This is a genomic window from Enterococcus sp. HMSC076E04 (assembly GCF_001814285.1).
Taxonomy (GTDB): Bacteria; Bacillota; Bacilli; order Lactobacillales; family Enterococcaceae; genus Enterococcus_B; species Enterococcus_B lactis.
This window is the reverse complement of record NZ_KV815607.1, coordinates 54439-77760: the sequence shown is the minus strand read 5'-3', so window position 1 is coordinate 77760 and position 23322 is coordinate 54439. Positions and strand designations below refer to the sequence as shown.

Below are 23322 nucleotides of genomic sequence, written 5' to 3'. Positions count from 1 at the left end.
TCATATTTTGCCGTTTGTTGAGCTAATATCGAGGACCAGCTAATTGAAGACCGTTTATTGGAAAAAGGGAATGTGACACGATTTTTGTCACATTCCCTTTTCGCTTCTTTTGAAAATTGGATGAGATAAAAATATGCCAATTGGCTGTTTTTCTTTTTTGAAAATTTCGTTATACTCTTATTCATGGAGGGAAATGTTATGAAAAGAATCTTGACGATTGGTGGTTCTGATCCATTTGCTGGCGGAGGAATCCAAACAGACTTAAAAACTTTTGAAGATTTTGGTCTATTCGGGCTAAGCGCCCTGACATCTATAGGGGTACTAGATACGAATGGGCGATTTATCTTGGAATCTATTCCTTCAGAATTGCTTGAACGACAGTTGGCTTCAATTGATCAAATGACTACATTAGATGGAATCAAGATCGGGTTATTAAATTCAAGTGAAGCAATCATGGTTGTTCGAGACTTCATAAAAGCAAAACAAAATATCCCAATCATCTTAGACCCTGTTTTGGCATTCAAAGAAACTGAATCTGTGATCAATCAATTGTATATTTCACAGCTCATCGAAGAACTTTTTCCACTTGTTACGATGATTACGCCTAATTTGGCAGAAGCTGCTTTACTTTCTGGTCAAGCTCTCCCCTCTTCGTTGATAGAAATGATCCATCTCGCTAAAGAGCTCACTGCTTCAGGAGCAAAGAAAATTGTAATAAAAGGCGGCACAAGGATGGCTGGCGAACAAGCTGTGGATCTTCTCTATTCAGTTGACCATCAGGAGGTGTTTTCTCAGAAAAAAGTCGACACCCCAACAGTAAATGGTGCCGGTTGTGCCTTTTCTTCTGCAATAACAGCGAATCTTGTATTAGGATTAGATGTTTCAAAAGCCGTAGCAGAAAGTAAAAAATTTGTTGCCCATTGTATTTCCAATGGTGTGCTGATGAATGATCATACGGGAAGCGTCTGGTCTGGCGGTATCCAAAAAGGAGGAACGATAAATGAAAACTAAACAACTAACAATCTATGCGATGCTGATTGCGTTGACCGTTGCACTTTCATTAACTATTTTGATCCCTGTGCCGGCTACGAACGGTTTTGTGACATTATGTGAGGCTGGAATCTATACTGCTTCTTTTCTTTATGGTCCAATGGGTGGATTAGTTGTCGGTGCTTCCAGTGGACTATTAATCGATTTGATTTCAGGGTATCCGCAATGGGCTATTTTTTCATTAGTGATTCACGGATTACAAGGATATGTTGCCGGATCTTTCAGTAAATCTTCTACTCGCATGTGGCTATTTGGTCTTTTTTTAGGAAGCTTAGTTATGATCGTCGGCTATGGTATCGCCGGTTGGATTTTGTATGATTGGCCGGCTGGAGTGGCTTCTATCCCAGGGAATATCTTTCAAAATCTTATCGGTATGGGCCTTGCCTTTCCTATAACTGCAAGTCTTCAACGTATTCAAGCACGGAAGCAATATTAATTGAAAAGAAGGTTTTAGAGAATGAAGTTGTCAGAAAAAGAATTGAAAGTTCAATTGACTGAAATAGTTAATGACGTATTGGCTGAGGCACACTTGAAAAAAGGAGATCTCTTTGTTTTAGGGTGCAGCACAAGCGAAGTCGTCGGTGGACATATTGGAAAAAATTCCAGTGCGGAAGTTGGTCAGTGGATCATTCGTACGTTAAAAGAGCTATTAGATCCTAAAGAAATTGCGTTAGCTGTCCAAGGTTGCGAACATCTGAATCGAGCATTGGTGGTAGAACGAACAGTGGCAGAAGCAAAAAAATTCGAAATCGTCTCTGTTATTCCTGCATTACATGCTGGAGGTGCTTGTTCTGTTGCTGCTTTTGAGCAGTTCAATGATCCTGTCGAAGTAGAGCATGTAATTGGGCAAGCCGGCATCGATATCGGTGACACTTCGATTGGTATGCATATCAAACATGTCCAAGTGCCTGTCAGACCTCGTTTGAAAACCTTGGGACAAGCCCATGTGACAGCCCTTCGCTCTCGTCCTAAATATATCGGTGGTCCTAGAGCAAATTATTAAGATGGGTAAATCAGAAAAACTTCCTCGGAAAGTCCAACTATTGAACTTTAACGAGGAAGTTTTTTAATTGTTTGTTTTATACAGACAAGCTTCATAAGGTGCTAGTGTTCCTTTTTTTTCAAAGTTTCCGTTAGAAGAATTTGACAAGAGTAATGTCCATGACTGATCTGCTTCTTTTGGGAGTTCATAGTCAGCAAATGATTCTGTCAAGTTTACCATAATAAGATACTGTTCATCTTCTAAATCTCTTTCATAGACATATAGTTGTGGATGTTCATGAAGATACTCTTTAAAAGAACCGTATATCAGGCCTCTATTGATTTGTCTAATGCGGATCATGTTCTTATAGAATTGCAAGATCGAATCCGGTTCATGTTCTTGTTGTTCTACATTGATCGTTTTGGTATTTGGATTAGTGATCATCCAAGGCTCCTGTGTAGAAAAGCCAGCATATTCTTCTGAAGTCCATTGCATGGGTGTTCTGCTATTGTCTCTGGTGGTTTCACGAATAATATCCAATGCTTCTTCTCTTGTCTTATAATCCGGAAATCCAAGTAGTCTTTCGTATAGTCTTTTCGAATCCACTGCATCAACTTGATCGATCGATTCAAAAGGCATATTCGTCATTCCAATTTCTTGTCCTTGATAAATAAATGGCGTTCCTTGCAAAAAGAAATACATCATAGCAATTGCTTTTGCAGACATAGCCCAAAATTCGGGACGGGTATCTCCGAACACAGAAACGGCACGAGGAACATCATGGTTTTCCATATATAAAGCGTTCCATCCGATACCATCTAGGGAAGTTTGCCAAGCACTTAATGCATGTTTTAACTTAAGGACGTCTAATTGCCCTTCTTTTTCTTGCTGCCAAATATGGATATGATCGAATTCAAAGATCATATCGAAATAACCGTCTTTTCCTACCCATTCCGGCCCTTCTTCTGCAGTGACGCCGCTTGCTTCTCCGACTGTCATGATATCGTATTCTTCGAAAACATGTTTCAAATCAGTCAAATGTTCTTCGATTCCCGAGACATTCTGAAAGGGTGAAAAAAAAGGGTTCTCTGTGGCTTTTACTGAATATTCATCTTTTTTTACATGAGAAATCGCATCTAAGCGAAATCCGTCTATCCCTTTATCTAGCCACCATCGAATCATATTGAATAGTTCTTCTTTCAATTTCTCACTTTCCCAATTTAAGTCTGGTTGTTCTTTCGCAAAGACATGCAGATAATACTGTCCTGTTTCGTGAGAATATTCCCAAGCAGAGCCGCCGAAAATCGATGTCCAATTATTTGGTTCTTTGCCATCTACTCCATCGACCCAAATGTAATAATCTCGATAAGGGCTTTCTTTGGATTTCTTCGATTCTTCAAACCATTGATGCTGATCCGAACTGTGGTTGATGACAAGATCCATAATGACTTTGATTCCCAGTTCATGTGCTTCTTTCAGCAATAAATCAAACTCTTCCATCGTCCCGAATCGCTTTTCTATGTCTTGATAGTCACTTACGTCATAACCATTATCGATAAATGGAGATTGATAGATTGGATTGATCCAGATAAATCCGATGCCAAGATCTTTCAAGTATCCAAGTTTTTCGCGGATCCCATTGATATCTCCTTGTCCATCGCCGTTGCTATCTTTGAAACTGGCCGGATAGATTTGATAGCCTACTGCTTCTTTCCACCATTTTTGTTCTTGTATCATATCGTTTCACTCCTTTAACGGTCCCTCTTGATTATAACCGATTCTATTTTAGAAGTATCCTTGTTACCGGTAACTAGAAACGAAAAGCTCAACGAATCTGCTAAGTGCGTTCGTTGAGCTTTATTTTATCATAGATAACGGGCAATCAATTGAATCATTTGCTTGGGAAATTCATTTAGGTCAGTAATATCTACAAAACGGCTTTCACCGTAGATCGACTTGATCTCTTCTTTGTCTTGACCAATAGCTGCGGAAACAAATAATATGCCTTGACGCTCGTATTCTTTCAAAACAGACTGGATGTCCTCTTTTGCTTTTTTGCCAGTATAATCTGGCAACGCCTTTGGCTGACCGTCACTAATATTAAGCAACAGTTTGGTTGTGGCGGATTGTCTGTTTAATTTTTCTGCTGCTAAACGAAGTGCCGCTCCATCACGATTGTTTTGTCTTGGTTTCATAGTGACTAATTTTTCATTTAACCATTGAAACCCGTCTTCAAATTCTTTATAAGAAAACAAAGAAGTTTTTTCTCTTGCTGAACGGTCTGCTGTATCCCCGTAAATCAACAAGGGGATATCAACTTTCTTAGCAAATTCTGCAATAGCAATCGCTGCTTTTTTTGCCGCTTCGATCCGATCATCCCGTATCATTGATCCAGATTCATCGATCCGCACAGCTACCGCTAAGGAAGGTTGCTCATGTGGCGGGTTCTTTTTGTCAAAATTTCTCAAATCACCATATGCTACTCTACTTGCGTTAAACCGCTGTCCTTCATATTTTCCCTTTTGGTACGTCTCTGTTTGTTCATTATCCAGTAATTCTAAAATTTGTCGGCTAAGTGATTCTACTATCGGCATGACTTGCATTTGTAGCTCACGTGCTTCTTGCGTTTTTCCTTGGAAAGCTGGTCGGTGAACGATGAGACCTTCTTTTTCATGAATCGTTTCCTTCATGATTTGCCGCGCTTCTTTATTTAATTGCTTCTTGATTTCCTTATCATGTGTTTCCATGTCAGAGGCAGACATTTCTTGGGAATCCTCTTCTGTTTGTTGTTGTTCCTTCTGATTTTTCCCTTCGATATCGCTCTTGCGTTCTTTTTGCATTTGAGGAGGCATCTCGTTTTTTTCTGTTGTTTTCTCTAGTCTCTCTGCTCCCTCATTTGGTTCTTCAGCAGACAGTTGTTTCTTTTCATCTAAGCGCAAAGTTTCTTCAGCATCTTCAGTGATGTTTCGTTCGTTTGCTTCTTCGGCGCCGATAGTTCTTCCTTTTGCATGCTCAGATTGAGGTTCTATTTGAGGATAGCCCCATTTTTCTTTTCTCAAAATGTCTTGAAGTTCCAATAGCAATCCACTCTCAGACAAAGCTTGCTCAAGGATCGCCAATTCATCTGGATCAGTGGATAATTTATACAAAACTTTTGGATAAATCGACTGGAGTAAATCTTGTCCTTGCTTATAGGTATTCGCCCAATAAAAATATGAACGCATTCCTGCTACACCTTTGATGGCATTTGCTTTTGCAGTTTCATCCAATAAACGGATAATCTCTGCCATCTTCATAAGGAGTTCTTGATTTTGAATCTGGGTTTTCGCCATCGCACGTTCTGCCATGACTTCTAAGGCAGGAAGATCCATTTTTTCCGCATGCTGCATCCGATCTCTTAAGGATTCATTTAAGGGTCGATTTCCTTGATAGTTTCGATTTGTGGTAATGACAATAATACAATCTGGATGGCGACGAATGATTCCTGTTGGCAAATTCAATATCCCATTGGGTTCGAGCGCTGAGTTAAGTGCCACAAGAACAGAAGCATCACGGATGACAGTCGGCTCTTGGATCTCTAATAGATATCCTTTTTCGATCGCTCGAACGATTTCAGAAGGATAATAACTATAATGGATTGCATCTGGATAATCGGCTTCGATTCTTTGAACTAACTCTGCTAATTTTTCTTTGGCAGAAAAAGAATCAATGCCGTAATGGTTCTGGATCAGTGTCAGTACAGCTTCAAGTGTATCTGTTTGGTAAATAGCTTCCAGCAATTCTTGGTCTTGTTCTTTATCGGAATCTACTACAGGTAATAAGGCGCCGAACACATCTGATTTATCCATATCTGCAAAACATGTCACTTTTGTATAGGGAAGTTGCAAATCAGCAGATAGTGCTTTTGCTAACTGTGTCTTACCCGATCCGGCGTCTCCTTCTAAAAGAACGTTACTGATTTTCATTTCAGGATCTTGCCAATTTTCTTTGATTTCAGAGGCGATCCGCCACTCTTCTGCACTTGTCCGATGGCTTTTCGGTTTCTTCCAGATCATTTGCTTTTCTAGCCGTGAAAAGGTCCGGTTTTCTGTTAGTGAGAAATTCTCCATGCTTCTCTTCCCCTTTTGATCATCTCTGTCTATTAATATCCTAACTCATCTAAAAGACGTTTTAAAATACGGAATCGTTCCCCAATCAGTTCTCCGTCTTTTTGTAGTGTATCGTAATACAAAATAATGTCTTCATCGATCTTTGGATTTTTGGTATCTACCTCGACTGTCATCCGGTTTCCCTGCAAACCAATGATGTCCACAACTGGATTTTCTGGATCATAGAATTTTTCATAACGATAAGCATCTTGAAAGTATAAACTTCCTTGTGCAGCTAAGATCGCTAAATCTAAAATACGTGTAATTGGTAATTCTTCTGATTGTCGAGACCATTTTTCTCCAGTATGTCGCCATACTTTGCCTGATATGTCGACTTTTCCACGGTCATTCCATTGAGCGAGACCCAAAGAAAGACCTTTTGCGTCCGTATTCAATGCATTTCTTCCATCAACTTTATCGTAGTCTTCTACAACGAGCACTGGTTTATGTTTTAAATTTGTAGGTATTTCCATGATTTTAATTCCTCGTCTTTCTATTTTTAGTAAATTAGTAAATCAGTAGTTTACTAATTTACTAAACTATATGCGACATTATAAATGACTGAAGAGAGAAATGCAAAGAAAAAGAGCCTGTTTGTTAGAAATACATAAAAACATCATCTTGCTCTTCTGCACGTTCATTTATCGCGTGAATAAAGAGCAAGATGATGTAGAATATTTTTGGTTTGTTTTTTGAATAAAAGGAATTATTGCGCTGAAATGGCGATGCCGATGGCTTTTTCGCCTAAATGTGTACCAATGACTGGTCCAAAATGACCAACTTCGATTTCTGCATTTGGATATTTTTTCTGCAATTTCTCTTTTTCCGCAATCGCTACTTCTAAATTGTTTGCATGTATCACGTAAAGTTTGACTGGCGGTTGTATTTCGTTATTTCTTTTGCCAATGATTTCTTCAGCCCGAGCAAATGCTTTTTTACTTGAACGGATTTTTTCGAATAAAACAATTTTTCCTTCAGAAAATGTCAGGATCGGTTTGATTTTCAATAGGCTACCAATCAGTGCAGCGCCATTGGTCAATCGCCCTCCCCGTACTAAATTGTTCAAATCATCTACAATTAGATAAGCGTAAGTATTATCTCGAATTCGATCGACATGCGCAAGTATCTCATCAAGGGGCTGACCTTCATCATTTAAGTCTAAGGCAGCTTCTACCATATGTCCCATCGGCATACTAGTGATCTTAGAGTCATAAGGAATGACCGTTACTCCACTGATATTGTCTTTCATCGCAAATAAGGTGTTGACGAAACCAGAAATACCTGAAGAAAGATGGATACTTAAAATCGTGTCATACCCTTTCTCTTTCAATTCCTCATATAAAGCCAAAACTTCCCCTACGACAGGTTGTGAAGTAGTAGGAAAATCTTTACTGTTTTTTAAAAGTCCATAATATTCATCCGCTTCGATATCGATTCCTTCGTTATAAATTTTCCCATCCATAATCAAAGGGATTGGAATCACGAATAAGTCGGGATGGTTCTTGATACGTTCCGGCAGATACGCCGAACTATCTGTAACTACTGCAAGTTTCATGTGTTTAATTTCCTCGTTTCAAAGAATTTTTCCAGACCTCATAACTATATCATAAGTAAGATTAGATATGAAACTAAAATTGGAAAATAGAAAAACGACAAGCGTAATCATACGAATTGCCGTTTTTCTAGCGACAGCAAAAAGACGACTAGTTAGCCTATTCTTTGCTTCCGCTACGATGTTTAACATTTTTCAACATTCGGAACCCATTTTTTCCGAATTGAGAAAATAAAAATACTAAACCCCCAATACTTCCTAAAGCCACACAATAAACCATTGCATAACTTTTTGATTCCATTGACAATCGCTGATTCAGCAAAAAGAAAATGATAAAACATACCGCAAGCATAATCAAGGTAGATCGGAAAGTTTTTAAGAAAAAACTGCTGATTTTTGCTAAAGGTGCTATTCGGTATTCTTTGCACATAAAGTGATAACCACGAACAAAGACGATGCCGAATGCCAAGCCATTTGATAAGCTCATCCCGTATCCGCCAACTAGACCTAGTCCGATTACTTGGAAGATGACTTTCAGGATAATTGCTTCTACAGTTAGTCGAATCGCAAAACGATGGTGGTTCAGAGATTGAAGCATCGTAGACAGAATCGTGAATAAAGAGAAAAACAAAGAAGCTAACAAAGCCATTTGGAAATAACCAACACTTTCAGGATCATAACCAAAAAACAATGTGTATAATGGACCAGCTAATAAAGACATCCCGGTCAATGAAGGAAGAAGGATCAATAACGCAATCGAAAAACTGTCTCCTACTGTCTTTTCGATTTGTAAACGATCTTTTTTCTTCATTGTGCTTAGTATTGGCAAACTACTTATAGCAACTGTTCCTACCATGGAAATCAGGATCAATGTCAGTTTGTTTGGATTAACAGAAGCACGACTGAATAAGAATTCCAGTTGCTGATCTGCAATATCTGGACGGAAAAAGTGAAGCAGTGGTTTCATCGTTACTTGGTCGATCATCTGAACGATAGTAATGACGGAGCCGACAAAAATGAACGGTAGTGTTTCCCGAATGATAGAGACAGAGGCAGATCGGTTTTCTCTTTCGAAGTAACGGCTGGAAATCAAAAAGTCTTTAAGTTCAAAGAAGTCTTTTCTGCGTCCGACGATATACATATGGATAATCGCAGCTAACCCGCCAAAGAAAGAAGCAACTGTACTGATCAATACAGCTTCTAATATGGTTCCGTCAGTCAATACGCGCAAGTAATAAGTACCAGCCAAGATAACGATCACTCGTACAGCTTGTTCAATAATCAAAGAAGTTCCATAAGGTCGTAAATCGTTTTTCCCTTGGAAGTATCCTCTCATTGCACTCAAAATCGGGATAGCAACCAAAGATGGGCATAAACTTCGGATAGCTAGTATCCCGTTGTTAACGTTAGCGATTGGACTGATTCCGGCTAATAAAGGAGCAAATAAATACATCAACGCAGCAGAGGCGATACCGATGACGAACATAATATTGATCGTACTTCGAAAAATCAGCCGACAAGCAGCGTTATCTCCTTCTTTTGTTGCTACAGCTACTTTTTTTGCAATCGCATTTGGAAATCCGACTGTACCAAGCATCAGGAACAATCCATATGGAAGATAGCCAACATTGTATAATGTCGTAGCAAGCATACCATCTTGATTGTTCCCCATCATACTTAGCCAGGGAATCAAATAGACTACCCCTAAAACTTTACATAGAAGATTAGCAAAGGTTAGCCAAAATGTTCCTTGCATCAATTTTTTATTCATCTAATTTCCCTCAACTATTCTTTCATAAAATAAACATCTTCCCTATTATAGCAAAAAAACATAGAAGGACAAATCCCTCTTTAATTCTTAAAACAAAAAAGAGCTTGCATCATAAGTCAACACTAATCTTTTTCTCCGAATAAATGAACTTGCATCCACAATTGGCTGATGCAAATGCAGTTTGGATAGATCAGTTTGAACAACTTATGTCGCAATCTCTGTTTTTTTAGGGAATAAAACAGTTTAAAGCATGGACAGTAAAAAGACAGACGCAAGTCCTGTCAAAACTGACAATGCCATCGAACGTGTTTTGTAAGCCACACCTGCTACTAGAATCATTGCAGCTATTTTGATATTCCAAGCAATATCCAGATGTTCATGAGTAATGAAGACATCTTTGAAAGCTAACGCCGCAAACAATGCTACTGGTACATACTTCATCCAGTCACTAAACCAAGATGGCACTTTTCGATGAGTAAAATAAAGCATCGGGAACAAGCGCGGAATATACGCAACGATGAACAGACAAGCAACTAAAAACAGCAAATATAGTTTAGTCATGATGGTTGGCCTCCTGTTCCGGGAAGTTGAAGAGCGGTTCATTGACATCTTTGCCGCGATCCCTTAGTTTCTTGGCTTTTTCTTTTTTAAATGCCTTCTCCAACATAAATCCGGCAAATGAAGCAATAACAGTAGCTGCAATCAAGCCGAATGTGTTTTGGAATAATACCATGAAGATCACCCCTAATACACCTGAAAACAAACCTGTAAAGATCAGTAGTGCGTTTTTCATTTGCATGACAAACATAAATATGAACATAGCAGTCAAAGCAAAATGGACAAGGTCAGCATCTACACGAATCACCGAGCCAAAAAAATTACCGATCATGTTGCTACCGGCCCATGCAGCCATTGAGAACCAATTGACATATAAAGCCTTTCTTTTGTTCCAAGAGGGGTCAGTTGAGAACTTTAAGTAGTTCACCGCATAGTTTTCATCATTCAGGGATTGAGAAAAGACAGCTAAAAACGTCCGCTTTTCTTTTTTCATAAAACCGGCAAGACTTGCTCCTAATAATGTATAGCGTAATTCTAAAAAGAAAACCATCAATAATGTCGTTGCAAATGATGCTTGCGTCGTAAGCATAGATGCAACTAAAAACTGCGCGCCGCCGGAAAAGACCAGAATCGATAACAGCCCTGATAAGAGAGGATCAAATCCAACTTTTTGCAACAATACTCCGCAAGCTAATCCCACTGGTATATAGCTTATACAAAGCGGCATCACTGCATGCAAAGCTTGAAGCCATGGCGCACTTTTCTTTTTGTTCATTAAAATATCTCCTTTAATTACAACAAATAAACAGCGGACTCATTGTAACATAAATTCGCTAAATTGTAGCCGTTTTATTTAAAAACAAGATTATATTTTTCTCATTTTTGCTTCAATTCATGAACATACGTTTTATTTGTGAGAATAATTTGGGTCATATTTATCTGTTTCAATGTATATATACATCTTCTTGTCAGGAAGAGACTGACGCATATTTTTTTCAATATCATTGATGATCGAATACGTTTCATTTTCTTTGTTTCCAACAATATCTGCTTTTGCAGCGACTAAAATTTCCGTTGGACTTAAATGAACGGTTTTGATATCAATTAGCCGACTGATCTCAGGTCGTTCAAAGGCTAACTTGATTTTTGATAAATCGCTTGCTGTCACACTTTCACCAATGATCAGACTATAAAATTCTTTTGCTAGGAAAATCGCAGCTCCCATCAGTAAGAAACCTATCAGTAATCCGCTGATAGCATCAAATGCAGCAATCCCGGTTGCATAAGTCAAGATTGTTCCCACTAAAGCCAAGACCAAACCGATTACAGCACACAAGTCTTCCGTAAATATAATCAGTATTTCACTATGTCGACTTTCGCGCAAAAAGCGCATCGTGGAAAGATTTTCAGTATTCAATTCTTTGATTTCCTTCATTGCGACACGCAAAGAACTTCCTTCGATTACCAAACCAAATAACAAAATGGCAATGACAATGATTGGATTACCAACTTCATGGGATGGATGCGTCAATTTTTCAAAAGCTTCCATCACCCCTAGTGCTCCCCCACCGAAGAAAAGCATCATTGCGACGATCGTACTAAAAAAGTATTTTGCTCGGCCTTCACCAAATTGATGCAAGTCGCTCTGACCTTTATTAGCTTGTTTATCGCCAAATAGCAGCAAAATCTGATTACTACAATCAACGATACTATGGATGCTTTCATTCAGCATGGCGGCACTGCCACTGATTGCATAGCCGACAAATTTGCTGATAGCGACTAGAATATTAGCCCCTAGAGCAGCAATTACGGAAAACATTCCGCTTTTTTTAAAATTTTCCATATTCTTTTCCTTCTTTCATCAAGTGAACTGGCTAAAGTGCGGCAATATCCGCCCTTTAACAGTTTTTATGAAACTTATAGTTTAGATAAATTGAAAATGACCGATTGTCCATTGTTCAATTCGATCTCTTTTGCCCCAGTAGTAGCACTTTTCCCATCCACAGTAAACATCCAATAGGTTTGATTCTTTTCATCCTGAGAATGCCCTTCAAGCGAAGTGATGAAGCCATCATTTTCCTCGACTTCAAAATTTTGTTTCAAAATAGTCAGCAAAGTTTCTCCTTTTTTGAAAGTCACTTCTTTTTTCAAAAAGTTTTGACCATTTTCTTGTAACGTGATCGTTGCTTTTTTCGATGTTTTTACTTCCTCCTTTTGGTTGGAAGTCGATGGTGTGTTGGTTGTACTACAGCTTGTCAACATGAGTACACTGACACTCATTGCAAGCAGACTATAAATTATTTTTTTCATTTTTTCCTCCTGAATGATTGTAAAAACGTTTGACGACTGGCAGAAAAACAAGGAAGAACACAACATTACCTATACTGTGCATCAGATCAAACGACACCCCTTGAAGGTAATAGACCCAAGGTTGAGGTAAATGATAGAGGAGCGTATCGAAAACAGTCATCCCTATTCCATAAACTATACCTGCTAGAAAAAAGCAGGTTCCTTTTAACCAGAGATTCCTTCGGATTGTTCTTCTCGAGCAGAAAATTGAAAACAACGCCAGAACGACGGTATAGCTGAGCCACTGACCGAAGACCCATGGCCCCACACCAAAATAAAAACTGCTGATTGCGATAGAAAGACTCATGACAATTAGCGCATCTTTCAAGCTTAAGTAAAGAACTATAAACAAAAAAATAGCAGTCATTGGCTGGAAATTCGGAATAAATTGAAAAGCGATCCTACCTGCTACACAAGCAGCAGACAATAAGCTAAGCTGGGCGATTTTATTTGTGGACATTCTTGATGTAACTCCTCCTTCACCAGCAGATGATTCACGTTCATTCAGTACATACAGAAAAGACTTGTGACAATTATTCTGGATAACTGCCGCAAGTCCTTTGGAACAGAATTATCTGAATGACCTCTGGTAATCCAACTTATCCAATCAGGACTTTCTCACCATTAACGGAACCAAGAATTCGTAATTGATAAAGAAATCAATGACGGATCGTGGGTAATCTCCAGATGAGATCGACAAGACCGTTTGATCTTTTTCGTTTGTTGCTATCGTTAAAGACTGTCCTTTATCTAATCGTACTTGATAAGTAGTTTCGTTGATCTTTTCCATATCATAGGATGGATTTTTCATCGCCACGATAAAAATATCATCCAATACTTCATTCGTCAATTCAAATTCGCTCTGAAGGTTCAAACGAAGTGGCTTCGTATTGTCTAGTAGTGTCTGATTAACTGTAAAACCAAGTGTTCTAGCGTGGGCTAATAATTGATTCAATTTGTGATTGAAAATCGTGATCTGTCCTGCTGAGAATACTCGATCAACTGACCAGTATCGGATCAAAGAAAGCACTCGATCATCTTGGACATCGATTTCCATCGTCTCTGGTGATACATTTAGAAGACTCATCGATTCCACTTGGTATCGTTGATCGATGGTCGGTAATACAAAGGAAAAGACTAATTCGTTTTGTCCATTCAACGTATAATTGATAGAGAAATGTCTTGTTTTCCATGTGTCATAAGCTGAATTTGATCGTTCCAGACCAATATCATTCAACGGTTTCAGTAATTCATATGTGAAGTATTCGATCAGACTTGTCTTTCCAATCGTTGAGATCGGTTCTTCATTCAATATAAAGCGGTCATATGATTCTAATAATTCGGGAAAATCTGATTCAATCAAATATTTTCTCATACGTAAATCCGCTAATTCTGCTTCCGCTGTTTCAATCAAACTGACGATATCTTGATGATCTTGCTCTTTTCCTTCTAAATACCCGGGATTTTCAGATACTTCATAAGCATGCGTGTTTTCTGAAGTATCCGTATTCGTCGGAGTTACTTTTTCTTTTTCATGGATTTTTGTTTCTTCTGGCATAGGGACTTCTTCTGTGTCATCCAGTGGCTTACTTGTTTGTTCCTCTAATGAAGTGTTCGTTTCTTCATGATCTTCTGTCTGTGCTTCATTTTTTGTCCATTCTGCTTCATCGTGTTCATTCATACTCGGAACCTCCTTCATTAGATTGATTATTAGGATTTTCATTACCAAGATAATTCATCAAGAATTCATGGATTGCTTGACCAAACCCCTCTTTGCTACCGAAATAGCGACTGATTTGCCGTTGCTCTTTTTCTACGATGGCTGCGCGAAGTTGGTCCGCTCTTGCTTCTTGTTTCAATGCTTCTTTTTGCTGCTGGATTGTTTCAGGTGTCTCGATATAAGGAAGCCAGCCTAATTTTTCATTAGATAGCACTTGCTTCTTCTTCTCTAATTCTTGAATTTCTTCCTCGATTTTCTTACGATTCAAGAATCCTTTATTATCGTCCAAATCAGTCATCTGCCGATTGATTTCTTTTATCTGTTCGTCTAGACGTTCGATCTCTGTCTGGGCTGTGATCACCTTCGCGTCTAGCTCATTGATTTTTTTGTCATAGTCCGTTGTCTCCGGTTGGGAATATTTCTCCCACTCTTCATCGATCCTAGGCAAAACAAAAATTTCTGGCAAACTTGCATCGATACCAATTGTAGGGCGATCATGGTAATAAGTGCCGATTTTGTAATAGCTCATCGTTGGTGAGATGCTTTCTACTTGTTCCATAAAAGGAAATTCTTGCAAAAAACGATCATGGATCTTACGCATCAGCAATTGGTCAATCTCGTGATTTTCATTTGAGCTTCGTTTTAATTCTTCGTTCAATCGGCCGTTGTACAAACGGTAGATCTCAGGAATATCTTCTTCGCGGACAGCTTTTTCAAAAGCCTGTAAATCTTCTAATAATTGGGAAAGATTCATGCTTGCTTTTTCTTTGATATCATAAAAAGAAGACGATTCTTTTGCTGTATCCTGATTCGTGCTCGTCTCCTCTAGTTCGCCTTGCTCATAATTTGTGTTTGTATTTGGCTCTTTCATACTACTTGCCTCCTCTTACTCATCTGATTTTCACTTATTAATACTTCAATAGTACCATTTTCTGTAAAAAATTGTTATAAAAAAGAGCGGGCAATGCTCCATAAAACAGGCTGCACCAAAATTTGGCACAGCCTTTTTTTCGATCAACTAGTCTTTGATATCTGATTCATCTGATAGGACAGAATCGAATGCAATGACTTTTATCATATTCTTTTATTTACTAGGCAGATCTCTTGTTGTGAAATGAATGCGCTGATGGTCATCACGAGTTAGTTGCGTTTCTTCGTTTAAATAAGTAAACGTCAATTGTTCTAATTCGGGATCTTCAAGCATTTTTTCATAACCGGTAAAAATCGAACGGATATAGTGTTTATATGCGTTTTTCTTTTTCTGTCTTTTTTTCATGTAGCACCTTCCTTATCAAAAACTATCATACCAATGAATAACTATCTAGACAAGTTGGTTTAAACCATTTTCTTTGTTTTTTTGAGGAATTTTGCTCTTCCAGTTGACGAATCCAAAAAAAAATGAAAAAATGCTTTAGTACTTAAGGAGGGAACCCAGTGAAAAAAATTGGTTTTGATTCAGAGAAATATATTGAAGAGCAGTCCGCGTATATTTTGGAACGAGTGAACCACTATGATAAGTTATATTTGGAATTTGGTGGAAAGCTAGTGGATGACAAACATGCAAAACGTGTACTTCCAGGATTTGAAGAAGATGCGAAAATCAAACTGCTACAAAAATTAAAAGATCAGGCTGAAATACTGATTTGCGTCTATGCCGGAGACATTGAACGTAATAAGATCCGCGGTGATTATGGGATTACTTATGATATGGATATCTTGCGGCTGATTGATGAATTACGTGGTTATGGATTATTGATCAACAGTGTCGTTATCACTCGCTATAGCGGCCAGCCTGCCACGAAAGTCTTTATCAATAAACTAGAAAGACGAAATATCAAAGTCTATAAACATTCAGAAATCGAAGACTATCCAGTCAACGTAGAAAAAATCGTTTCAGAAGATGGGTTTGGGAAAAACGAATACATTGAAACAACTAAACCAATCGTTGTAGTGACAGCTCCTGGACCAGGAAGCGGAAAACTCGCTACTTGTTTGAACCAACTGTATCATGAAAGCCAAAAAGGACATGCAGCTGGTTACTCCAAGTTCGAAACTTTTCCAGTATGGAACGTTCCGTTGAAACATCCATTGAACATTGCCTATGAAGCAGCCACAGTCGATTTGAAGGATGTCAATATGATCGATTCCTTCCACTTTGACGCCTACAATAAAGTAGCTGTAAATTATAATCGAGATGTTGAAACCTTCCCTGTAATCAAACGTATTATTGAAAAAATTACTGGTAAAGAATCTGTTTATCAATCTCCTACTGACATGGGTGTGAATCGTGTAGGATTTGGTATCGTGGATGATGCGGTTGTCCAAGAAGCTTCTAAACAAGAAATCATCCGCCGCTATTTCCAAACAGAGTGTGACTTCAAAAAAGGATTGATTGACGAAGAAGCAGTTAATCGAATCAAACTGATTATGGAAGAAGTCGGATTACGCCCTGAAGACCGAAACGTTGTCGTTCCTGCCCATGATTATGCAGATAAAATTCAAGAACAAAGTCCTACAAAAGATCCTTCTGCTGTGATTGCAATCGAATTACCAGACGAAGTCATTATTACCGGACGTACAAGCTCATTGATGGATGCGTCAGCGGCAGTCATCTTAAATGCAGTAAAACATTTAGCGCATATTGCAGATGACATTCCTTTATTATCACCATTAGTTCTTGAAACAATACAAGGATTGAAATCAAAGACACTTCATTCCTCTTTGGATGCACTAAGCATCAATGAAGTCTTGATCGCTTTATCAATCAGTGCAGTAACGAATCCAATCGCTCAAGTTGCTTATGATAAACTAGCTGAACTTGAGGGAGCACAAGCCCACTCCACTGTGATGGTCAATAAAAATGATGAACAAACATTGAAAAAACTAGGAATCGATATTACTTGCGCACCTGTCTACCCTTCAGAAAATCTATACTACCAATAGAAAAAATTCACTTATAAAGGATGAAAACGAAACTATTAGCATTAGCTTAAACAATAGTTTCGTTTTTTTATAGCCATCACTAAGTGGATACACTTCTTGTCCCTTCTTGAGAGATATTCAGTTTGAAAGAAAAAACAAGAGTGTGATAAATTTTATTTCTCATACTTTAACTTGCTTTCTCTCTCTATTTGAAATACGAAAAAACAATGGAACATCAGTTTTTTTAGCGTCTTTTATCTGTTTTTTCGATTTATTTTGGTTGCTTTATATTCTAATGGAAAATGAATGCGTTTTACTCTAAAAAAGTAATGAAAATTTCACTAAAGATTAGTATTTTATTTACAAAACAGGTAAAATAAAACGGAATTTGGAATAGGAGTGATTATTTGAGTTATTTATTAGGTATTATTGGTTTATTTGTCACATTAGGTCTTGCTTTTTTGATCAGCAGCAACAAAAAAGCAATCAAATTGAAACCACTAATTGTGATGTTCGTTTTACAGCTTGTTCTTGGTTTCGTATTATTACGTACAACTTTTGGTACAGCGGTTGTTTCTGTATTGGCAAAAATGTTTGATCATCTTCTTGCTTTTGCTGGGCAGGGTGTTGACTTTGTTTTTGCCGGTGTAGCAAATAAAGGAAGTGCACCTTTCTTTCTTTCCGTATTGATGCCAATCGTATTTATTTCTGCTATTATCGGGATTTTACGCTACATCAAAATTCTTCCATTGTTTATGAAAGCTGTTGGTCTTGGGTTAAGCAAAATCAACGGAATGGGCAAATTAGAATCCTACAACGGAGTAGCTTCTGCTATTTTAGGGCAATCGGAAGTATTTATTTCCATAAAGAAGGAATTACCTTTCTTATCTGAGAAACGTTTATTCACCATGAGTGTCTCGGCTATGTCTACCGTGTCTATGTCAATCGTCGGATCTTATATGGCACTAATCGATTCTAAATATGTGATCACTGCCCTTGTTTTGAATTTATTTGGCGGATATATTCTGGCTTCGATTGTGAATCCCTATGTATTAGAAGAAAAAGAAGACGAACTAATTATTGAAGAAAACAAAGAACAGACCTTTTTCCAAATGTTGGGAGAATACATTCTTGATGGTTTCCATGTGGCAATCACGGTTGCTGCCATGCTTATCGGTTTTGTTGCCTTGATTGCTATGATCAATGCTATCTTTCACGGGATATTCGGTATTACTTTCCAAGAGATCTTAGGTTATATCTTTGCCCCTCTTGCCTTCATCAGTGGAATCCCATGGAAAGAAGCAGTGGATGCTGGTAGTATCATGGCGACTAAATTGGTTACAAATGAATTTGTTGCTATGACAGAATTAGCTAACGGTCATTTCCATTTTACTGAACGCACAACAGCGATCATATCTGTTTTCCTTGTTTCATTTGCCAACTTCTCTTCTATCGGGATCATTTCCGGTGCGATGAAGGGGTTAAACGAAGAAAAAGGAAATCTTGTTGCAAAACATGGGTTGAAGATCTTGTTAACAGCGACTTTAGTCAGCTTTTTAAGTGCTATTGTGACTGGATTACTGGTATAATAAACAAAAAAGCAACGTTGCTTTCAAAAGCTTTGGAAATATTTCCAAAGCTTTTTCAGTTGCTCAAATATCAAAGGAGAAATGATGATGAATTATTGCTATGTGTTTATCGGTCCTTCTGGTTCTGGGAAAACTTCGCTCGCAGAAGCTGTTTTTCAGCCGGAACAAAAGATCATTACTTACACGAATCGATCACCAAGACCTGGAGAAAAAGATCAAGAGGATTATTATTTTGTATCTGACGATACATTCAATCAGATGATCAAGCGAGACGAATTTGCAGAGTGGGATCAATATGCTCAACATAAATATGGTTCCAGCAAAGCAGAGATTACCAAAAAACTGAAGGAAGGAAATTGTTATGCCGTTTTGACGGCAAATGGTTTTTGGCATTTATACGAGTATTTTGGCACGGTAGTCCGTCCGATCTTTATTACGATTTCTAAAGAAACACTACAATCACGCCTGAAAAAGCGTGGAGATTCACCCGAACAGATTTCGGCCAGAATGGCAGTTTATGTAGAAGACTTAGCTCAACTGGAACGGTTGGCAGCTATTCCCACACTTTTAGTCGTGTCAAACGATGGAGCGTTCCAAGAAGCAGCAGATAAAATAAAAAAAGGATTATTGATAGAAACAGATTAGCTAAATATCCATAAGATAAGCTGAGAGGCCGCGACAAAAATGGTGTCACGACCTCTCGATGAACGGTGTTTCAGAAGTAGCTTCTTCGAAAATTATTTCTTGAAGATCACCACTACTGTCCCACTCTCTTAGCGATCAGCTAGTTGTTTTTCGTATTATTAAGTCTTCATCCTTGTGAAGATGCTTTTATACTCACTTGATTATTTTTTGATACGCTTTTCTTTCACCATGTTCAAAAGGGAATTCAATCATCCCTTGATAAGTGAATCCAGCAGAATAGATGGTCTTTTCCATCGGTTCATTAGCTGGATAAGTATCGATACGGACATCTTGGATATCTTTGCTGGCTGCAATCGTCAACAAATGTTCTAAGAACGGTTTTGCTAGTTTTTTCCCTCGAGTACTTTCTGCTAAAGCAACACGATGAATCGATAAATAAGGACCAGTTGATTCTTTCCAACTACCATCTATTTTTGTGTAAACGGGATCCACGCCTGAGACTAATGCAGCTGTTCCAACAATTTGATCTTCGACTATTAATACATAGCTTTCTTTTCTTTCAATATCGTTCAAAATCGTTTCTTTTGTTGGTTTCTGCCCGTTCTGCCATTGGGGAGAGCCTTGCGAAGCAATAAATTCCGCTGCAGCATCAATAATTTTTACCACTTCTTCTACTTCTTCTTTTCTTGTTAGCCGAATATACACATCCAGTTACCTCTTTTCTGTTTCTTTTTCATTTATATTCTCTAATTTTTGAATCACTTCATACAGTTCAGGAACTTTTGAATAACTTCTAAGCCAATTTTTTGGATGATCCAGTAGTTGACTGATAAGTTCCAAATGATGCATTAGCGACCATTTTTTCAATACTCCGAGTCCTGGAAATTTTTGTTGCTGGTAGAGAGCCAGTAATTCAATCATTCCTGAAGTGATTAAGAGCTGATGATGGTGACGCATGATCCATTTTTTCATTTTATCTCCTGCTTCAAGAAACTTCAATGCTTGATCTTTAGCGGAATCATTACTGTCAGAGACAAAATGCTTTACGCGGATATTACCGTAAGCATCGATATACGTTAGATGGATAGCAAGCGCTCGGCTAGGAAACCCTTTATCGAAATAACGGCTGCCTTCGATCGTGAAATCAGAAAATCCACTATATCCGTCTTCGTGGAAAAAAAGATAGTCATCGCTAAAAAAGTCGTCCGTTTTATCTGCATAACTTTCAACATGCTTTCTCGTTTGAAAAGAGTCACGGATCACAATTTTGTTTTCGGGCAGCCAGATGCGAAAGCGACTAGCATCTGGTATCAAGAATTTCGAATCGACTCCTGCCAGCTGTTTCCATACCTCTGCGTCTTTTGGGTAGTGTTGTCCATCGAAAATCAGAAACGTTGGAGGTGAATCCAGTACGTCGTTAAGATTTTCTGGCGTTAAAATCTGTGCAGAGACGACAGAGCTATGTTCCTTGACTGTCCAACTGTGCACATGCTGATCGAATAATTTAAATTGTCCTACTTGGGGATTTTGGATCACAGCGATTGGATGGTGCTTTTTTTGAAATAATTCGATCACGTTTTTAAGCGTAGCGGAATCACGTACTGGTTCGATCACCGGTTGGATTTTATTGGAGAGCAATCCTCGCGACAATGCTTCTTTTAATGCTAATAGGTCAAATTGTTTTCCTCTTAAATAAGGATAGTACATATTTTTCACTCCAATGGCTCTGTGGGCAACCGCCGGATCTGCTGTTGTTGCCTTAAGTATTCATAATCATGTTGAAGCGCCGCAACTTCTTCTTGCAACTCATTGATTGCCTGACTAGCTATTTCCTCTAAAAACCGTTCATAATATCGTTCGTTAGAAAATGGATCTTGGTTTTCTGAACGTCTTTTCAATTCTTTGTACAATTGATCTGTTGGAAAATATTTTACGCCTCGCTCCATTTGCTTTGCTTTTCTTACTTCTCTGAATAAAGAAGCCATAAAACGGTTTGTCAAAGCTTCTTCCGGTACAGCAAGCTCCTTCTTTGCTGCTTTTTTCGCAATCATAAATGTACCAGATGCAGGCATTTCCTCTTCGATCGTGTACGGGCGATATACTAGTACACCTATTCCTGTAGGGATCTCTGTTTTCACTTCTTCATATAGTTTACTTGGCAAAACAAAATAATTATAATGCCCGACAAATGACAGTTTGGCTGTAGAACGAAAATCTGCTTTTGTCACTTTCAGCTCATAGCATCGCCATTCTCGGCTTCCATCAAATTTTGTCAAGCAGCTAAGCGTATCTACAATTCCTTGGTCATCAGGCATCGTGACTTCTTCTACGACTAAGCCGCCCTGCTCGATGCAATATTGGTATAATGAGGATTCTATTTCGATGGTTTGCGGGGTTTTCATGTTTTTACCTCCGAACATATTTTCGTCTTACATTTTACATGAAATGATTTTAAAATACTAGACAGAATACACAAGAAACAAAAATAGAAATGATGCTTGCCACGCTAGCACCATTTCTATTTTTCAGATTGACTGATGGACGGAACGTTTTTCTAAATACTGTTGCACTTTTTCGATCCCGATACAAATGATCCAATAAATCAGTGCAACTAAAATATAAAGAGAAAAATAGTCGAATGTCCGACCACCTATGATCTTTGCTTTTTGAAATATTTCTGGCACTGTGATCGTTGCCGCTAATGAGGTACCTTTCACTAAATCCATAGCTACGTTACTGAGTGCCGGTACCGAGATTCGAAAGGCTTGCGGTAAAACGATATATTTCAATACCCCAAAGAAAGAAAAACCAGAAGCTAAACCAGCGTCCCACTGACCTGAAGAAACGCCTGCTAGTGATCCTCGATAGATTTCACCAATAAATGCACTGCTGGTAATCGTGAAGCAGATGACTGAAGCCGTTAAGGCACTTAATTGATAAGGTAACCCGAAATATAGCAAGAACAGCAAGACTAGTGCTGGAATACCTCTAAAGAACGATAAATAAAAACGAATAAATACATTCAGAGGTAGCCAATCCAAAAGACCTAGAACTGTCAAAAGCAATCCTACCAAGTTTCCTAAAACAAAAGACACGAAGCCAATCCCTAATGTGTATACCAAGCCTTGCAGTACGAAAGGAAGTGAAGTCCACATGAGGGAAAAATCAATGAGAGGAAAGTACATCAATCACTCACCGACTCAGTCATCGTTTCTTTCGGTTTGACTGAAACATCAGTTTGAAAATATTTTTCAGATATTTTCTTTGTCGTCCCATCTTCTTTCATCTCTTTTAATACGCCATCGATTTTCTTTTTCAAAGCATCATTTCCTTCTTTCAATAAAAAACCACTTTCGTTTTCATTGAAATAAACGTTCTCCAAGATTTTTACGGGGATATCTGGTAAAGCAGATACGGCCATTTTCTGCAAATAATAATCATTTAGAATAACGTCTGTTCGACCGTTTGCTACATCGCTTAAATATTGATCATTCGTGGCGTTATCGTAAGTGACTAGTTTAGCTCCGTGTTTTTCCGCTAAACGCATATAGCTAGTATTGGGTTCGCCAGCTGCTTTTTTTCCTTTAAGATCATCAAGTGAGTGGATTCCTGAATCATCTTTTTTTCGTACGATCATACTGTCAAATGAATATTTGAAAGGCTCTGAAAGGGAGAATTTTTTTTCTCTTTCTTTTGTGATACCAAAATCGTTCGCAGCAAAATCTGATTCTCCTTTTGAAACAGAAGTGATTTGTCCATCCACATTGTATTCTTTAAAGGAGATCTTGACATTTAAACGTTTGGCTACCTCTTTCGCCAAGTCTACGTCATAACCAACTAATTCATTTTGATCATTATAATAAGAAGCGGGAAATAGTGTGCCAGAAGTTGCTACTACCAATTCTTTCTTTTTTTCCACATTACTCCAGCTGTGATCTTCTTGGTTAGCGGCAGCTGTACCGCAAGCGCTTAAAATAAAAAAGACGCTAGTTATTAGAGCAAACAATCTTTTTTTCTTCATTTTTTCTTCTCCTTG

At 38.2% G+C, this 23322-nt stretch carries 24 protein-coding genes; 6 read left to right on the top strand and 18 right to left on the bottom strand.

Annotated features, from left to right (window positions below; genetic code table 11):
* The first annotated feature begins 198 nt into the window (after nucleotides 1-198).
* From HMPREF2961_RS08860 to HMPREF2961_RS08850, 3 genes are read left to right on the top strand one after another with little or no spacing between them, the layout of a single operon-like run.
* Complete coding sequence (locus HMPREF2961_RS08860; RefSeq protein ID WP_002315008.1) at nucleotides 199-1011, top strand: hydroxymethylpyrimidine/phosphomethylpyrimidine kinase; 813 nt, start codon at nucleotides 199-201, stop codon at nucleotides 1009-1011.
* On the top strand, nucleotides 1001-1486 hold the full coding sequence (locus HMPREF2961_RS08855) for an ECF transporter S component (protein WP_002290784.1): 486 nt from the start codon (nucleotides 1001-1003) through the stop codon (nucleotides 1484-1486). The genes HMPREF2961_RS08860 and HMPREF2961_RS08855 overlap by 11 nt, the downstream gene beginning before the upstream one ends.
* Nucleotides 1487-1507: 21 nt before the next feature.
* On the top strand, nucleotides 1508-2053 hold the full coding sequence (locus HMPREF2961_RS08850) for a TIGR01440 family protein (protein WP_002290783.1): 546 nt from the start codon (nucleotides 1508-1510) through the stop codon (nucleotides 2051-2053).
* Nucleotides 2054-2116: 63 nt separating this feature from the next.
* Here HMPREF2961_RS08850 and HMPREF2961_RS08845 read toward each other — a convergent pair whose 3' ends face one another.
* The 13 genes from HMPREF2961_RS08845 to HMPREF2961_RS08785 all read right to left on the bottom strand — a co-directional run bounded on the left by HMPREF2961_RS08845 (nucleotide 2117) and on the right by HMPREF2961_RS08785 (nucleotide 15406).
* A complete protein-coding gene (locus tag HMPREF2961_RS08845) occupies nucleotides 2117-3769 on the bottom strand; it encodes a glycoside hydrolase family 13 protein (protein WP_002315007.1) in 1653 nt (550 codons plus the stop codon).
* A 128-nt stretch (nucleotides 3770-3897) separates the two neighbouring features.
* On the bottom strand, nucleotides 3898-6141 hold the full coding sequence (locus HMPREF2961_RS08840) for an AAA family ATPase (protein ID WP_002315006.1): 2244 nt from the start codon (nucleotides 6139-6141) through the stop codon (nucleotides 3898-3900).
* A gap of 32 nt (nucleotides 6142-6173) precedes the next feature.
* Nucleotides 6174-6653 carry a DUF6530 family protein gene (locus tag HMPREF2961_RS08835; RefSeq protein WP_002290778.1) on the bottom strand — a complete coding sequence of 160 codons (480 nt, stop codon included), beginning with the start codon at nucleotides 6651-6653 and terminating at the stop codon, nucleotides 6174-6176.
* Between the two features lie 233 nt (nucleotides 6654-6886).
* The gene (locus tag HMPREF2961_RS08830) at nucleotides 6887-7735 is read right to left on the bottom strand and encodes a DegV family protein (RefSeq protein WP_002315005.1); all 849 of its coding nucleotides are present in this window, start codon (nucleotides 7733-7735) and stop codon (nucleotides 6887-6889) included.
* Nucleotides 7736-7892: 157 nt separating this feature from the next.
* Nucleotides 7893-9503: a polysaccharide biosynthesis protein gene (locus HMPREF2961_RS08825; protein WP_002315003.1), complete on the bottom strand. Its 1611-nt coding sequence runs from the start codon at nucleotides 9501-9503 to the stop codon at nucleotides 7893-7895.
* Nucleotides 9504-9746: 243 nt separating this feature from the next.
* Nucleotides 9747-10064, bottom strand: coding sequence for an AzlD domain-containing protein (locus tag HMPREF2961_RS08820; protein WP_002290769.1), 318 nt, complete (start codon nucleotides 10062-10064; stop codon nucleotides 9747-9749).
* On the bottom strand, nucleotides 10057-10836 hold the full coding sequence (locus HMPREF2961_RS08815; protein ID WP_002306712.1) for an AzlC family ABC transporter permease: 780 nt from the start codon (nucleotides 10834-10836) through the stop codon (nucleotides 10057-10059). The genes HMPREF2961_RS08820 and HMPREF2961_RS08815 overlap by 8 nt, the downstream gene beginning before the upstream one ends.
* Nucleotides 10837-10968: 132 nt before the next feature.
* On the bottom strand, nucleotides 10969-11904 hold the full coding sequence (locus HMPREF2961_RS08810; protein ID WP_002315000.1) for a cation diffusion facilitator family transporter: 936 nt from the start codon (nucleotides 11902-11904) through the stop codon (nucleotides 10969-10971).
* A gap of 74 nt (nucleotides 11905-11978) precedes the next feature.
* A complete protein-coding gene (locus HMPREF2961_RS08805) occupies nucleotides 11979-12371 on the bottom strand; it encodes a DUF4430 domain-containing protein (RefSeq protein WP_070704588.1) in 393 nt (130 codons plus the stop codon).
* Nucleotides 12352-12870: a hypothetical protein gene (locus tag HMPREF2961_RS08800; protein WP_002290764.1), complete on the bottom strand. Its 519-nt coding sequence runs from the start codon at nucleotides 12868-12870 to the stop codon at nucleotides 12352-12354. Before HMPREF2961_RS08800 ends, HMPREF2961_RS08805 begins: the two co-directional genes overlap by 20 nt.
* A 147-nt stretch (nucleotides 12871-13017) precedes the next feature.
* On the bottom strand, nucleotides 13018-14091 hold the full coding sequence (locus HMPREF2961_RS08795) for a hypothetical protein (protein WP_002290763.1): 1074 nt from the start codon (nucleotides 14089-14091) through the stop codon (nucleotides 13018-13020).
* The gene (locus HMPREF2961_RS08790; protein ID WP_070704585.1) at nucleotides 14084-15001 is read right to left on the bottom strand and encodes a coiled-coil domain-containing protein; all 918 of its coding nucleotides are present in this window, start codon (nucleotides 14999-15001) and stop codon (nucleotides 14084-14086) included. The genes HMPREF2961_RS08795 and HMPREF2961_RS08790 overlap by 8 nt, the downstream gene beginning before the upstream one ends.
* A 213-nt stretch (nucleotides 15002-15214) precedes the next feature.
* Entirely contained in the window at nucleotides 15215-15406 is a 192-nt protein-coding gene (locus HMPREF2961_RS08785; protein WP_002290760.1) for a hypothetical protein, read from the bottom strand.
* A 158-nt stretch (nucleotides 15407-15564) separates the two neighbouring features.
* Here HMPREF2961_RS08785 and HMPREF2961_RS08780 point away from each other — a divergent pair, with 158 nt between their 5' ends.
* The 3 genes from HMPREF2961_RS08780 to HMPREF2961_RS08770 all read left to right on the top strand — a co-directional run bounded on the left by HMPREF2961_RS08780 (nucleotide 15565) and on the right by HMPREF2961_RS08770 (nucleotide 19286).
* On the top strand, nucleotides 15565-17073 hold the full coding sequence (locus HMPREF2961_RS08780; RefSeq protein ID WP_002314997.1) for a DUF1846 domain-containing protein: 1509 nt from the start codon (nucleotides 15565-15567) through the stop codon (nucleotides 17071-17073).
* Nucleotides 17074-17459: 386 nt separating this feature from the next.
* Complete coding sequence (locus tag HMPREF2961_RS08775) at nucleotides 17460-18641, top strand: NupC/NupG family nucleoside CNT transporter (RefSeq protein ID WP_002314996.1); 1182 nt, start codon at nucleotides 17460-17462, stop codon at nucleotides 18639-18641.
* An 87-nt stretch (nucleotides 18642-18728) separates the two neighbouring features.
* Nucleotides 18729-19286: a guanylate kinase gene (locus tag HMPREF2961_RS08770; RefSeq protein WP_024635212.1), complete on the top strand. Its 558-nt coding sequence runs from the start codon at nucleotides 18729-18731 to the stop codon at nucleotides 19284-19286.
* Nucleotides 19287-19478: 192 nt separating this feature from the next.
* On the opposite strand, the gene HMPREF2961_RS08765 is transcribed toward HMPREF2961_RS08770, so the two are convergent.
* The 5 genes from HMPREF2961_RS08765 to HMPREF2961_RS08745 form a co-directional block, all read right to left on the bottom strand.
* A complete protein-coding gene (locus tag HMPREF2961_RS08765) occupies nucleotides 19479-19991 on the bottom strand; it encodes a GNAT family N-acetyltransferase (RefSeq protein WP_002335053.1) in 513 nt (170 codons plus the stop codon).
* 6 nt (nucleotides 19992-19997) lie between these two features.
* Nucleotides 19998-20993, bottom strand: coding sequence for a sce7725 family protein (locus HMPREF2961_RS08760; RefSeq protein WP_002314994.1), 996 nt, complete (start codon nucleotides 20991-20993; stop codon nucleotides 19998-20000).
* 5 nt (nucleotides 20994-20998) lie between these two features.
* Nucleotides 20999-21688 carry a hypothetical protein gene (locus tag HMPREF2961_RS08755; RefSeq protein ID WP_025477249.1) on the bottom strand — a complete coding sequence of 230 codons (690 nt, stop codon included), beginning with the start codon at nucleotides 21686-21688 and terminating at the stop codon, nucleotides 20999-21001.
* Between the two features lie 123 nt (nucleotides 21689-21811).
* Complete coding sequence (locus HMPREF2961_RS08750) at nucleotides 21812-22471, bottom strand: amino acid ABC transporter permease (RefSeq protein WP_002306693.1); 660 nt, start codon at nucleotides 22469-22471, stop codon at nucleotides 21812-21814.
* Complete coding sequence (locus HMPREF2961_RS08745) at nucleotides 22471-23307, bottom strand: transporter substrate-binding domain-containing protein (protein WP_002306692.1); 837 nt, start codon at nucleotides 23305-23307, stop codon at nucleotides 22471-22473. The genes HMPREF2961_RS08750 and HMPREF2961_RS08745 overlap by 1 nt, the downstream gene beginning before the upstream one ends.
* Nucleotides 23308-23322: the final 15 nt, after the last annotated feature.